The following is a 12,844-nucleotide window of genomic DNA, read 5'->3' as shown; positions in this document are numbered from 1 at the left end:
AGGAGTAGACAGGGACCCATGCGTATTCACGTCTCCCGCACGGGCGGGTTCGCCGGCATCGAGCGGCACGCGGAGGTCGACACCGCGGGCCGCGCCGATGCCCACGAGTGGCACGCCCTGGCCGAGCGGGCGGTGGCCGCGGGCCGGGGCACGCCGCCCGTCGGGGTCCCCGACGGCTTCAGCTACACCATCACCGTGGACGGCACCCGCGTGTACTGCGCGGACCCCCGCCTCACGGACGAGCAGCGCAGCCTGATCCGCCGCGTCCTCAAGGAGGGGGCGTGAGCGTGCGGGCCCGGGAAAATGACTCGGCGTGCCGGTGTCCCTGACGTAGCCTCCGCCGTCATGACCCCTGCCGACGCGCCCTCCCCTCTCCTCGGCCGCCTGGAGCGGTACTACGACGCGGTGCCGCGCGCCGCCGCCCGCGTCGAGGAGTACGGCTCGCTCACGCTCTTCGTCCGCGAGGGCCCGGGCTGGCCGTACTACGCGCGGCCCGCGCTGCGCCCCGACGCCCCGCCGCCGAGCGTCGCCGACGTACGCGCCGTCCTCGCGCGGCAGCGGGAGGTGGGAGCGCCCGCGGCGTTCGAGTGGGTGGCGGAGACGACACCGGGGCTGCGCGCGGCTGTGGAGGCGGCCGGGCTGCGCGTCAGCGCGCATCCGCTGATGGCGCGGGACGCGTCGGCGCCGCTGCCCGGGCCGCATCCGCTGGTCCGCGTCCTCGACGCGGCGGACCCGTTCCTGGCGGCCGCGCTGGCGCTGCCGCACGTGGCGTTCGCCCATCCCGGCACCGCGACGGGCCCGGCGGGCGCCGCCGAGCTCTTCGCGGAGGTCGCGGCGCGGGCGGGGGACGGCACGGTGGCGGCCTGCCAGGAGCGGATCCGGGCGGGGCGGACGGTCGTCGCGGCGGCCGTCGAGGACGGGGTCGTCCTCTGCTCCGGCATGCATCTGCCCGTCGGCGACGTGACGGAGATCGCCGGGGTCGGCACGCTGCCCGCGGCGCGGCGCCGGGGTCTGGGGCTCGCGGTGACGGCGGCCCTGGTCCGTGAGGCGGTGGCCTCCGGCGCCTCTACGGTGTTCCTCTCGGCCGGGGATGACGAGGTGGCCCGGGTCTACACCCGCCTGGGCTTCCACCCGACCGGCACGGCCCTGATCGCCGCCCCCGAGTGACCGGCCCCCCGGTCATCCATCGGCGAACCCGCCGTCGCGGCCGAGCGCGCAGTTCCCCGCGCCCCTGACGGGCTGTCTCAAGCCCCTCCGGCGCTTGAGGAGCGGGGGCCGGGGCGGAGCCCCGGGGCTGAGCATCATCGCCGGATGCGGGAGCGTCGTGGCCGGTCGCGCAGTTCCCCGCGCCCCTGACGGGGCTAAATCAAGCCCCTCCGGCGATTGAGGAGCGGGGGCCGGGGCGGAGCCCCGGGGCTGAGCATCATCGCCGGATGCGGGAGCGTTGTGGCCGGTCGCGCAGTTCCCCGCGCCCCAGGCGGCACCCACCTGCCCCGGCACCCGCCCAAATCAAGCCCCTCCGGCGATTGAGGAGCGGGGGCCGGGGCGGAGCCCCGGGGCTGAGCGTCGTCGCCGGGTGCGGACGCGTCGTGGCTGAGCGCGCCGTTCCCCGCGCCCCTGGCGGGGCCGGTCAGAAGCCGAGTTTGCGGAGTTGGCGGGGGTCGCGCTGCCAGTCCTTGGCCACCTTCACGTGCAGATCGAGGTAGACGGGCGTACCGAGCAGCGCCTCGATCTGCTTGCGGGACTTGATGCCGACGTTCTTGAGGCGCTTGCCCTTCGGGCCGATGATGATGCCCTTCTGGCTGGGCCGCTCGATGTAGACGAAGGCGTGGATGTCGAGGAGCGGCTTGTCGGCGGGGCGGTCCTCGCGTGGCAGCATCTCCTCGACGACGACGGCGATGGAGTGCGGCAGCTCGTCCCGGACGCCTTCGAGCGCGGCCTCACGGATCAGCTCCGCGACCATGACCTGCTCGGGCTCGTCGGTGAGGTCGCCCTCCGGATAGAGCGCCGGCCCCTCGGGCAGCAGCGGGACGATCAGGTCGGCGAGGAGGCCGACCTGCCGGTCCCCGACGGCCGACACGGGGATGATCTCGGCCCACTCGAAGCCGAGCTCCTTGCCGAGCTGGTCGATGGCGATGAGCTGCTCGGCGAGGGCCTTGCTGTCGACGAGGTCGGTCTTGGTGACGATGGCGATCTTCGGCGTCTTCTTGATGGAGGCCAGTTCCTTGGCGATGAACCGGTCGCCGGGGCCGAGCTTCTCGTTCGCCGGCAGGCAGAAGCCGATGACGTCGACCTCGGCCCAGGTGGTGCGCACCACGTCGTTGAGCCGCTCGCCGAGCAGCGTGCGCGGCTTGTGGAGCCCGGGGGTGTCCACGAGGATCAGCTGCGCGTCGTCGCGGTGCACGATCCCGCGCACGGTGTGCCGCGTGGTCTGCGGCTGGTCGGCGGTGATCGCCACCTTCTTGCCGACCAGAGCGTTCGTCAGGGTGGACTTGCCCGCGTTGGGACGGCCGACGAAGCAGGCGAAACCGGCGCGATGGGCAGGTCCGGCAGCGGGGGTGTGAACGCTCATGGCGCCCATTGTCCCTGATCCGCAGGGCCCGCGAGCACCGTGAGGCCCCGGTAACCGCCCGGCAACACGAAACACGACGGAAACGCCGGGGTAGGGATTCGGAAACCCGGACCGGTGACGCTCTACGGCAGCCCCCACCCGGAGGAGACCCGTGACCGCCACCCTCGCCGCAGGACCGGCCCCCGCCCTGGACACCGGGGACACCGCCTGGCTGCTCGCCGCCACCGCGCTCGTCCTGCTGATGACGCCCGGCCTCGCCCTGTTCTACGGCGGCATGGTCCGCTCGAAGAGCGTTCTGAACATGCTGATGATGAGCTTCGTCTCCATCGCGCTCGTGACGATGGTGTGGCTGGTGGCGGGGTACTCGCTCGCCTTCGGCGACGACTCCTTCGCCGGGCTGATCGGCGGCCTGGACCACGCGGGCATGGCGGGGATCGGCCCGGACTCGCTCACCGGCACCGTCCCGACGTTCCTCTTCACGACCTTCCAGCTGACGTTCGCGATCATCACCGCGGCGCTGATCAGCGGAGCCGTCGCGGACCGGACGAGGTTCGCCACGTGGCTCGTCTTCGTCCCCGTGTGGGCGCTGCTCGTATACGTTCCGGTGGCGCACTGGGTGTGGGGCCCGGGCGGCTGGATCGGGCAGCACCTGGGCGCCCTGGACTTCGCGGGCGGCCTCGTGGTCGAGATCGCCTCCGGCGCGTCGGGCCTGGCGCTGTGCCTGGTGCTCGGGCCGCGCGCGGGCTTCAAGAAGGACGCGATGCGCCCGCACAACCTGCCGATGGTGGTCATGGGCGCGGGCCTGCTCTGGTTCGGCTGGCTCGGCTTCAACGGCGGCTCGGCCCTCGGCGCGAACGGGCTGGCCGCCGCCTCCCTGTTCAACACCCTGATCGCGGGCTGCACGGGGCTGCTCGGCTGGCTGTTCGTGGAGCAGCGCCGCGACGGGCACCCGACGACGTTCGGCGCCGCGTCGGGCGCGGTGGCGGGCCTGGTCGCGATCACCCCGGCCTGCGGGGTGGTGGGGGTGCTCGGCGCCGCCGTCGTCGGGCTCGTGGCCGGAGTCGTCTGCTCGTACGCCGTGGCGTGGAAGTTCGTCCTCGGCTACGACGACTCGCTGGACGTCGTCGGCGTGCACTTCGTCGGCGGGGTGGTCGGCACGCTCCTGATCGGCCTGTTCGCCACGTCCGCGATGACCGGCTCGGCGAAGGAGGGCCTGTTGTACGGGGGCGGCGCCGGGCAGCTGGGCAGGCAGCTGCTGGCGGTGCTGGTCGTGGCGGCGTACACCTTCCTCGTCACGTACGGGATCGGGAAGGTGCTCGCGAAGCTGATGGGGTTCCGGGCGTCGGCCGAGGAGGAGCTGACCGGCCTGGACCAGACCGTGCACGCGGAGAGTGCGTACGATCACGGCGTCCTGGGCGCCACGGTCCACCCCGCGTCCGCCCCCGCCGCCCGAAAGGTCGCGCCATGAAGCTGATCACCGCGGTCGTCAAGCCGTACCGCCTCGACGAGGTCAAGACGGCGCTCCAGGAGCTGGGCGTGCTCGGCCTGACGGTGACGGAGGCCAGCGGGTACGGGCGCCAGCGCGGCCACACCGAGGTGTACCGGGGCGCCGAGTACCAGGTCGACCTGGTGCCCAAGGTGCGGATCGAGGTCGTGGTCGGGGACGAGGACGCCGAGCCCGCGATGGACGCGATCGTCCGCGCGGCCCGGACGGGGAAGATCGGCGACGGCAAGGTGTGGGCGGTGCCGGTGGAGAGCGTGGTGCGGGTGCGGACGGGCGAGAGGGGCCCGGACGCGGTCTGAACGACCGGGTCCGGGCCCCTTCTGTTCCCTGCTGTGCGGGCGATCAGCGCCTCACAGGCTCGCGCCGCAGACGGGCCAGGCGTTCGGGCCCTGGGCCGCGAGCACCTTCTCGGCGACGGCGATCTGCTCGGCCTTGGTGGCGTGGCTCGCGGTCGCGGCGTACTGGGTACCGCCGTAGGCGGCCCAGGTGGACGGAGTGAACTGCAGACCGCCGGAGAAACCGTTGCCGGTGTCGGCTGCCCAGTTGCCGCTGGACTCGCACTGGGCGACGGCGTCCCACTTGCCGGAGGGGGCGTCGGTCGCGGCGGAGGCCGAGCCCGTGCCGGCGAGCACCATCGCGCCTGCGGCACCGGCGAGGGCGCCGGTGGCGGCGAGACGGCGGACGCGGGAGGTGCGGGCGGCGGAGGTGCGGGCGGCGGAGGTACGGGCGGAGAAGATCACGAAAGAAGCCTTCGTTCGGGGACGGGGACGGCCGCGGCGCTTCCCGGAAGGGGACGCTGTCGAAGCGCTGTCGGCGCCGGGCGACTGCTCCACCATGGCCCGCGCACCCCGGCCCGTCCCAGGGGTCGCAGGCCCTCCCGCAAGGACGTCCGCCCTCACTTGTGTCCCGCCCCGCCCCGGGCCCGACGGCCCGGGCCGAAGGTCCCGCGCGCCCCGGGACCTCGCCTCAGGGCCGCCCGCCGCTCGCGCCCCGGCGTCCGGGACCGAGGCCCCGGCCCGCCCCGGCTGTGAGCGTCCTCACACGCCGTGGCGGCATACGGGCCGGTTCAGCCGGTGCCCAGGGTGGCCCGCACCGTCCCGTCGGCCCCCGCGAGGAAGACCGGGGTGCCCGCGCCGCCCAGGTCGCGGACGGCGGCGAGGTCCTCCGTCGGCAGCGCGTCCGCCGCCGAGACGACGGCCGCCGCCTCCAGGGACTGCGCGCCGGAGGCCACGGCCATGGCGACGGCGGTCCGCAGCGCGCTCAGCCGCAGCGAGTCGAGGGCGACGGAGCCCGCCACGTACGTACGGCCGGTCTCGTCGCGGACGGCCGCTCCCTCGGGCACGCCGTTGCGGGCCCGCGCGGAGCGGGCCAGGGTGACGATCTTGCGGTCCTCGGGGCCGAGGTCGGTGCTCTCAGTCATGGGGTGAGCATAAGGAGCCCGCTCGGGCCGCAGCCGCTCAGGGCCGGTCGAGCCGGAGCCGCTCGGCGCGCGGCAGCCCGGCCACCACGAGGTCGTAGGAGTCCTCGACCAGCTCCCGCACGAAGGCGGCCGGCAGCGCGCCGACCGTGACGGTGTTCCAGTGCCGCTTGTTCATGTGCCAGCCGGGCACGACGACACCCGGGTACTCCTCGCGCAGCCGCACCGCGTCCTCGGGGTCGCACTTGAGGTTGACGCTGAGCGGCCGGCCGTCCAGGGAGCTGAGCGCGAACATCTTCCCCAGCACCTTGAAGACGGACGTCTCCGGGTTGAAGGGGAAGTCCTCCACCGCCGCGTTGAACGACAGGCACAGGGCGCGCAGCTCCCCGGGGCTCATGCGGGCTGCTCCCCGCCGGCCGCGACGGGCTCCACGAGCACCGTCACGATCTTGTTCCGGCGTCCCGCGGCGGCCTCGGCGGTGAGCCGCAGCCGCCGCTCGTCGGGCAGGGTCACCGCGGACGAGGCACCGGCGATGGGCACCCGGCCCAGCGCCTTGGCGAGCAGCCCGCCGACGGTCTCCACGTCCTCGTCGTCGTACTCCTCGATGCCGTACAGCTCCCCGAGGTCGCCGATGTCGAGCCGGGCGGTGACGCGGAACCGGTCGTCGCCCAGCTCCTCGACGGGCGGCAGCTCCCGGTCGTACTCGTCGGTGATCTCGCCGACGATCTCCTCCAGGATGTCCTCGATGGTGACGATGCCGGCCGTGCCGCCGTACTCGTCGATGACGACGGCCACGTGGTTGCGCAGCTGCTGCATCTCGCGCAGCAGGTCACCGGCGTTCTTCGTGTCGGGCACGAAGGTGGCGGGGCGCATGGCGGTGGAGACCAGCTCGGCCTCGGAGTCGCGGTTGATGTGCGTCTTTCGGACCAGGTCCTTCAGGTAGACGATCCCGACGACGTCGTCCTCGCTCTCCCCGACGACCGGGATCCGCGAGAACCCGGAGCGCAGCGCGAGCGTCAGGGCCTGCCGGATCGTCTTGTACCGCTCGATGACGACCAGGTCGGTGCGCGGCACCATGACCTCGCGCACGAGGGTGTCGCCGAGCTCGAAGACGGAGTGCACCATGCGGCGCTCCTCGTCCTCGATGAGGGACTCCTTCTCGGCGAGGTCGACCATGGCGCGCAGCTCGGCCTCGGAGGCGAACGGACCGCGCCGGAACCCCTTGCCCGGGGTCAGGGCGTTGCCGATGAGGATCAGCAGCGGCGGGACGGGCCCCATCACCCGGGCCAGCGGCAGCAGCACGTAGGCCGCGGCGGTGGCGGTGTTCAGCGGGTGCTGGCGCCCGATGGTGCGGGGCGAGACCCCGACCGCCACGTACGAGACGAGCACCATCACGCCGATGGCGACGAGCAGCGCCTGCCAGGTGGCGGTGAACTCCTCCAGGCACGCGTACGTGACCAGGGCGGCGGCGGCCATCTCGCAGGCGACGCGGACCAGCAGGGCGACGTTCAGGTACCGGGTGGGGTCGGCGGCGACCTGGGCGAGCCGGGCGCTGCCGCGCCGCCCGGAGCGGACGGCCTCCTCGGCGCGGAAACTGGAGGTGCGGGCGATGCCCGCCTCGGCGCAGGCGGCGAGCCAGGCGACGACGACCAGGGCGACGGCGCCGGCGATCAGCGAAGGACTCATGACACGGTCGGCGCCGGGGACGGCCCGCTCAGCCCCTTCTCCGCGCGCCAGCCGTCCACGATGGCGGCCTGGAGACCGAACATCTCGGCCTTCTCGTCGGGCTCCTCGTGGTCGTACCCCAGCAGGTGCAGCACGCCGTGCACGGTGAGCAGTTGCAGCTCCTCGTCCATGGAGTGCTGCGTGGGGGCGTCCGCGCCCTGCTGCTCGGCGACCTCGGGGCAGAGCACGATGTCCCCGAGGAGGCCCTGCGGGGGCTCGTCGTCGTCCTTCATGGGCGGCCGCAACTCGTCCATGGGGAAGGACATGACGTCCGTCGGCCCCGGCAGGTCCATCCACTGCACGTGCAGCTGCGCCATGGCGTCGCCGTCCACGACGATCACCGAGAGCTCGGAGAGCGGGTGGATACGCATCCGCGCGAGCGCGTAGCGGGCGATGTCGAGGATCGCCTGCTCGTCGACCTCGGTTCCGGACTCGTTGTTGACGTCGATCGACATGGCGCTCTCGTACTACTTTCCTTGGGTCCCTCTGGGACGGCCCTTGTGGGAGCCGTTCTCCGTACCGTTCTCGGTGTCGTACTTCTCGTACGCGTCGACGATACGGCCGACCAGCTTGTGCCGGACGACATCCTGGGACGACAGCCGCGAGAAGTGCACGTCGTCGAGGCCTTCGAGGATGTCCTGCACCTGGCGCAGCCCGCTCTTCGTGCCGTTCGGCAGGTCGACCTGCGTCACGTCACCGGTGATCACGATCTTCGAGTCGAAGCCGAGCCGGGTCAGGAACATCTTCATCTGCTCGGGGCTGGTGTTCTGCGCCTCGTCGAGGATGATGAACGCGTCGTTCAACGTGCGGCCGCGCATGTACGCCAGCGGCGCGACCTCGATGGTCCCGGCCGCCATCAGGCGGGGGATCGAGTCCGGGTCGAGCATGTCGTGCAGGGCGTCGTAGAGCGGGCGCAGGTACGGGTCGATCTTCTCGTACAGGGTGCCGGGCAGGAAGCCGAGCCGCTCCCCCGCCTCGACCGCGGGCCGGGTCAGGATGATCCGGTTGACCTGCTTGGACTGGAGGGCCTGGACGGCCTTGGCCATGGCGAGGTAGGTCTTGCCGGTGCCCGCGGGGCCGATGCCGAAGACGATGGTGTGCTTGTCGATGGCGTCGACGTACCGCTTCTGGTTCAGCGTCTTGGGGCGGATGGTGCGGCCGCGCGAGGACAGGATGTTCTGCGTGAGCACCTGCGCCGGGGTCTCGGTCCCGTCGCCCTCGCCGCTCTGCGTCGCCTTCAGCATGGCGATGGAGCGCTCCACGGCGTCCTCTGTCATCGGTGCCCCTGTCCTCAGGACCAGCATCATCTCGTCGAACAGGCGCTGGACGAGGGCGACTTCCGCCGGCTCCCCGGTCGCGCTGATCTCATTGCCCCGGACATGGATGTCGGCCGCCGGGAAGGCCTCCTCGATCACGCGCAGCAGGGCGTCACCCGAGCCCAGCACCTCGACCATGGGGTGCTTGGCCGGGACGGTGAACCGCGCACGTGCCTGTTCCTGCCCTGCGCTGCGGGCGCTGGATGGTGTCTGCGTCATGGGCGGGCTCTGAGGGCCGCATTCTCCTTGTGACAGCCGGTGTCTGATGCGTCCCAGCGTACGACGCTCCGCTTGGTTGCCCGAAGTGTTTTAGCGCCGCCGGGTCGGGGGCGGGCCGGCCGCGCTGTGCGCCCTGCCCCTTGTCCGGCGTCCCCGGCATCCACGTACTCCCCGGGGCTCCGCCCCGGACCCCGCTCCTCAATCGCCGGAGGGGCTTGAGAGTGCCGGAGGGGCTTGAGGGAGAGTGCCGGTGCGCGACGAGGTGTTTCACGCCGTGCGGCCGAAGCCGATCGTCGGGACCGCTCGGCGCAGCGGCCACGGCCGTCCCGTCCCCGGCAGCAGCGGCTCCAGGAACGCGTACCGGGCGAGCGCGGCGGGGTCCTGGCGCCCGCGCTCCTCGTACGCGTGGATCTGCCGCCACCAGGCCGCCACCTCCGACCACCCCGGCGCCGACAGCGACCCGCCGAACTCCTGCACGGACAGCGCCGCCGTGAGCCCGGCGAAGGCCAGCCGGTCGGCCAGCGGCCACCCGGCGAGGGTGCCCGTCACGAACCCGGCCACGAAGACGTCGCCCGCGCCGGTCGGATCGAGCGCCGCCACCTCGATGGCCGGCACGGACGCCGTCTCACCGGTCCGCCCGTCCACCGCGTACGCGCCCTCCGCCCCCAACGTCACGACGGCCAGCGGCACATGCTCGGTGAGGGCGTGCGCCGCGGCCCGCGGACAGGACGTCCGGGTGTAGCGCATCGCCTCCTCCGCGTTGGGCAGGAACGCCTCGCACTGCCCGAGCTCCCCGAGCGCGCCGAGGTCCCAGCGGCCCGTCTCGTCCCAGCCGACGTCGGCGAAGATCCGCGTCCCGTTGCGCGCCGCCTCCCCGACCCACGGCGCCCCGATCCCGGGCACCAGGGACGCCACGGCGGCCCGCGCGGGCGGCGGGCAGCGCGGCGCGGGCTCCTGCGGCGGCGGCTCGTGCCCGTGGCTCACCATGGTGCGTTCGCCCTCGTAGGCCATGGAGACAGTGACGGGCGAGTGCCAGCCGGCGACGGTCCGCGAGTGGCTCAGGTCAATGCCCTCGCCCTGCGCCAGGGTGTCCCAGCAGTACTCGCCGTAGTGGTCGTCCCCGAAGGCGGCAGCGAGCGACGTGCGCAGGCCGAGCCGGGCGAGCGCCGCCGCCATGTTCGCGATGCCCCCGGGGCTCGACCCCATGCCGCGGGCCCACGACTCGGTGCCCCGTACGGGCGCGGTGTCCAGGCCGGTGAAGACGATGTCGAGGAAGACGGTGCCGGTCAGGTACACGTCGCAGGCGGGGTCACCGGGGGCGCGCAGCCCGGCGAGAGGGTCCGTGGCGGCCGGTTCGGCGCGGGCGGGTTCGGGGTGGGTCACGTCCTTCTCCCTGCAGTGGTACGAGTCCGGCCAGTGTGCCTGAAACGAGCCGGTGCCCCGGGAGAGCTCGCCGCCCCGCCCAACTGCCGTTCGCCCACCGGAAAGGCCCAGGAAAGACGCCGGAAAACAGGAGCCGCTACCCGAGCTTCCCCGTATCAAACTAGATGTGGCGCAGGTCACACAGCCCCGGCTTCTGTGGGGCCCTCGCGGCTTGATACAAATTGGCCGCGCCCCGACGTCCCCGGTTCGGTCCCGTTCGCAAAGACGTCGCGCTCCCCACCCCCTTTCCTTACCACCCCCTTGCCGAAAACCTGCCCCACACAGCGTCCGTGGCAGGGGGGTCCGTCTCCAGGACTGCCCGTGTCTTCGCGCGCTCCCCGGCCCGCACTCACCGCCCTCTTCACGGCCGGCTATCTCGCTGCCTACCTCCTCCCCACCGTCGTCGGCAGACTCGCCGACAGCCTGCGGCTTTCCCCCACCCAGGCGGGTCTGGCCGGCAGCGCCCTGCTGCTCAGCTCGGCCACCGCCGGCTTCACCCTCGCGGCCCGCGTCGAGCGGATCGGCGCCCGCCGCGCCGCCCGCGCCGGGCTGCTGCTCGCCGCCGTCGGCTACGGCACGGCGGCGCTCTCCACCTCCGTCCCCCTGGTCGTCGCGGGTGCGATGATCGGCGGCTTCGGCTCGGGCACGACAACGGCCGTCGCCGCCACCGGGATCGCCGCGCAGAAGGACCCGCACCGCGCGTCCACGCTGGGTCTGCTGACCGTCTCGGCGCTGGCGGGCGCCCTGTACCTGTCGATCCCGCGGATCAGCCCGGCCGGCCACGCCCTGCCGTTCGCCGCGCTCGCCGTCACCGCGCTCGCCGTGTGGCCCGCGACGTCCCGGCTCGGCGAGCCGATCGGACCGGACACCGGCCCGGCGCGCACCGCGCCCACCTTCCGCACCCCGCTGCCCTACGCGCGGCCCGGCACCATGCTCGCCGTGGTCATCGTCTGCTGGTCGATGGCGCAGAACTCGCTGTGGGGCGTCAGCAGCCGCATCGGCACCGTCCAGGCGGGCCTCAGCGAGGTCACCGTCGGCAGCGTGTTCGCGGTGGCGCTCGGCGCGGGGCTGCTCGGGGTGGTCGGCGCGGGCGCGCTCGGCACCCGGCTCGGCCGCGCGCTGCCCATCGGCGCGGGCACGGCGGCCATCGCCGGCTGCATCGCGCTCAGCGCCCGCGCCGACGGCCTGGGCTCCTTCGCCACGGGCGAGATCGCCTGGAACACGCTCTACCCGGTGGTGCTCTCGTACCTGCTGGGCCTGGCCGCCTCGCTCGACCCGCGCGGCCGCTGGGCGGTGCTGGTCGGTTCGGCGTCCTCGCTCGGTACGGCGTGCGGCCCGCTGGTGGGCAGCTCCCTCTCGCAGGGCATCGGCTTCCCGGCGATGGGCACGGCACTCGCCGCCGCGCTGCTCCTGCTGGCGGTGCCGCTGACCGCGGTGGCCCTGCACACGGCGGGCCGCCCGCTCTTCGCGGGTGCGGCCCGGCGCCGCAGCGGCGCCCCGGTCGGCGCGATCGTCCCGCCGTCGGGCCTGCTGGAGCAGCCCGTCGTGGAGATCTACCCGCTGGAGGTGCCCGCCGTCGCGGCGCAGGAGTTCACGACGGCGGGGCCCGACGGGGTTCAGCCCGAGATGTCGTCCAGCGGATACGCGGCGACCTCGGCGAGGTAGCGGGCGCGCAGCGCCTCTTCCTCCGCGCTGCCGTCGAGGAAGGCCGCCTCGAACGAGTTGCGGGCGAGTTCCCGCAGCCGTTCGTGGTCCATGGCCAGCGCCTCGTGCACGGCGTGGAAGGTGTCTCCGGCGTACCCGCCGAAGTAGGCCGGGTCGTCGGAGTTCACCGTGCACAGCAGCCCGGCGTCCATCATGGCGACGAGCGGGTGCTCCTCCAGGACGTCGATGGCGCGCAGCCGCACGTTCGACAGCGGGCAGAGCGTCAGCGGGACGCGGTCCCGGACCAGGCGGGCCACGAGCTCCGGGTCCTCCAGGGACCGCAGCCCGTGATCGACGCGCTCGACCCCGAGCACGTCCAGGGCCTCCCAGATGTACGAGGGGTCGCCCTCCTCGCCCGCGTGGGCGACCTTGCGCAGGCCGAGCGCGTCGGCGGCCGCGTAGACCTCGCGGAACTTCGAGGCGGGGTTGCCGACCTCGGCCGAGTCGAGCCCGACGCCGACGATGCGGTCCAGGTACGGCCGGGCCGCCTCCAGCGTCTCCATCGCCGACGCGGCCGACTGGTCGCGCAGGAAGCAGAGGATGAGCTTGGTGGAGACCCCGTGCCGCTCCTCGCTGCGCGCGAGCGCCCGGCCGAGCCCCTCGACGACCGTGCCGATGGCGACGCCGCGCGCCGTGTGGGCCTGCGGGTCGAAGAAGATCTCGGCGTGCCGCACGCCCTGCTCGGCGGCGCGCGCCAGGTAGGCGTCGGCGAGGTCCGCGAAGTCGTCCTCGGTGACGAGGACGGCCATCAGCTCGTAGTACAGGTTCAGGAAGGACTGCAGGTCGTCGAAGAGGTACGCCTTGCGCAGCGCCTCGGTGTCGGCGTACGGCAGCGTGATGCCGTTGCGCGCGGCGAGGGCGAAGGCCAGCTCGGGTTCGAGAGTGCCTTCGATGTGCAGGTGCAGCTCGGCCTTGGGGATGCGAGCGAGTGGTGCGAGGGACATCCGGGCATCGTATGCGCCCTC

Annotated in this window: 13 protein-coding genes and 1 pseudogene; 5 read left to right on the top strand and 9 right to left on the bottom strand. The window is 73.3% G+C overall.

What is annotated here, in order from left to right:
• The first annotated feature begins 18 nt into the window (after positions 1-18).
• Positions 19-285 (top strand): protealysin inhibitor emfourin, encoded by a 267-nt coding sequence (locus ACIBW6_RS13980; protein ID WP_399059516.1) that lies wholly within the window; start codon positions 19-21, stop codon positions 283-285.
• A 60-nt stretch (positions 286-345) separates the two neighbouring features.
• Positions 346-1,167, top strand: a complete 822-nt coding sequence (locus ACIBW6_RS13975; protein WP_399059515.1) for a GNAT family N-acetyltransferase — start codon at positions 346-348, stop codon at positions 1,165-1,167.
• A 463-nt stretch (positions 1,168-1,630) separates the two neighbouring features.
• Here the strand turns inward: ACIBW6_RS13975 and era are convergent, their stop codons facing one another.
• Entirely contained in the window at positions 1,631-2,581 is a 951-nt protein-coding gene (gene era, locus ACIBW6_RS13970) for a GTPase Era (RefSeq protein ID WP_399059514.1), read from the bottom strand.
• A 142-nt stretch (positions 2,582-2,723) separates the two neighbouring features.
• Here era and ACIBW6_RS13965 point away from each other — a divergent pair, with 142 nt between their 5' ends.
• Together ACIBW6_RS13965 and ACIBW6_RS13960 are read left to right on the top strand one after the other, a co-directional pair.
• Positions 2,724-4,040 (top strand): ammonium transporter, encoded by a 1,317-nt coding sequence (locus ACIBW6_RS13965; RefSeq protein ID WP_399059513.1) that lies wholly within the window; start codon positions 2,724-2,726, stop codon positions 4,038-4,040.
• Positions 4,037-4,375, top strand: coding sequence for a P-II family nitrogen regulator (locus ACIBW6_RS13960; protein WP_356492862.1), 339 nt, complete (start codon positions 4,037-4,039; stop codon positions 4,373-4,375). Before ACIBW6_RS13965 ends, ACIBW6_RS13960 begins: the two co-directional genes overlap by 4 nt.
• 54 nt (positions 4,376-4,429) lie before the next feature.
• Here the strand turns inward: ACIBW6_RS13960 and ACIBW6_RS13955 are convergent.
• The 7 genes and pseudogenes from ACIBW6_RS13955 to ACIBW6_RS13925 all read right to left on the bottom strand — a co-directional run.
• Positions 4,430-4,816 (bottom strand): annotated as a pseudogene (locus ACIBW6_RS13955) (transglycosylase family protein); the annotation flags it as partial.
• 326 nt (positions 4,817-5,142) lie between these two features.
• Entirely contained in the window at positions 5,143-5,496 is a 354-nt protein-coding gene (locus ACIBW6_RS13950; RefSeq protein ID WP_399059512.1) for a cytidine deaminase, read from the bottom strand.
• A 37-nt stretch (positions 5,497-5,533) separates the two neighbouring features.
• The gene (locus ACIBW6_RS13945; RefSeq protein WP_399059511.1) at positions 5,534-5,890 is read right to left on the bottom strand and encodes an MmcQ/YjbR family DNA-binding protein; all 357 of its coding nucleotides are present in this window, start codon (positions 5,888-5,890) and stop codon (positions 5,534-5,536) included.
• Positions 5,887-7,179, bottom strand: coding sequence for a hemolysin family protein (locus ACIBW6_RS13940; RefSeq protein WP_399059510.1), 1,293 nt, complete (start codon positions 7,177-7,179; stop codon positions 5,887-5,889). The genes ACIBW6_RS13945 and ACIBW6_RS13940 overlap by 4 nt, the downstream gene beginning before the upstream one ends.
• Complete coding sequence (gene ybeY / locus ACIBW6_RS13935; protein ID WP_399059509.1) at positions 7,176-7,673, bottom strand: rRNA maturation RNase YbeY; 498 nt, start codon at positions 7,671-7,673, stop codon at positions 7,176-7,178. Before ybeY ends, ACIBW6_RS13940 begins: the two co-directional genes overlap by 4 nt.
• Positions 7,674-7,685: 12 nt before the next feature.
• Complete coding sequence (locus ACIBW6_RS13930) at positions 7,686-8,753, bottom strand: PhoH family protein (protein WP_399059508.1); 1,068 nt, start codon at positions 8,751-8,753, stop codon at positions 7,686-7,688.
• A gap of 267 nt (positions 8,754-9,020) precedes the next feature.
• On the bottom strand, positions 9,021-10,136 hold the full coding sequence (locus ACIBW6_RS13925; protein ID WP_399059507.1) for a carbohydrate kinase family protein: 1,116 nt from the start codon (positions 10,134-10,136) through the stop codon (positions 9,021-9,023).
• A gap of 360 nt (positions 10,137-10,496) precedes the next feature.
• On the opposite strand from ACIBW6_RS13925, the gene ACIBW6_RS13920 reads away from it, so the two are divergent.
• On the top strand, positions 10,497-11,840 hold the full coding sequence (locus ACIBW6_RS13920) for an MFS transporter (RefSeq protein ID WP_399059506.1): 1,344 nt from the start codon (positions 10,497-10,499) through the stop codon (positions 11,838-11,840).
• On the opposite strand, the gene ACIBW6_RS13915 is transcribed toward ACIBW6_RS13920, so the two are convergent.
• Positions 11,792-12,823 (bottom strand): adenosine deaminase, encoded by a 1,032-nt coding sequence (locus ACIBW6_RS13915; protein WP_399059505.1) that lies wholly within the window; start codon positions 12,821-12,823, stop codon positions 11,792-11,794. The two genes, ACIBW6_RS13920 and ACIBW6_RS13915, sit on opposite strands and share 49 nt — an antisense overlap.
• Positions 12,824-12,844 lie beyond the last annotated feature (21 nt).

The sequence above is a fragment of the Streptomyces sp. NPDC049813 genome (assembly GCF_044465085.1).
Classification (GTDB): domain Bacteria; phylum Actinomycetota; class Actinomycetes; order Streptomycetales; family Streptomycetaceae; genus Streptomyces.
The sequence above is the reverse complement of the archived record's forward strand: the minus strand, read 5'-3'. Positions and strand labels throughout refer to the sequence as shown.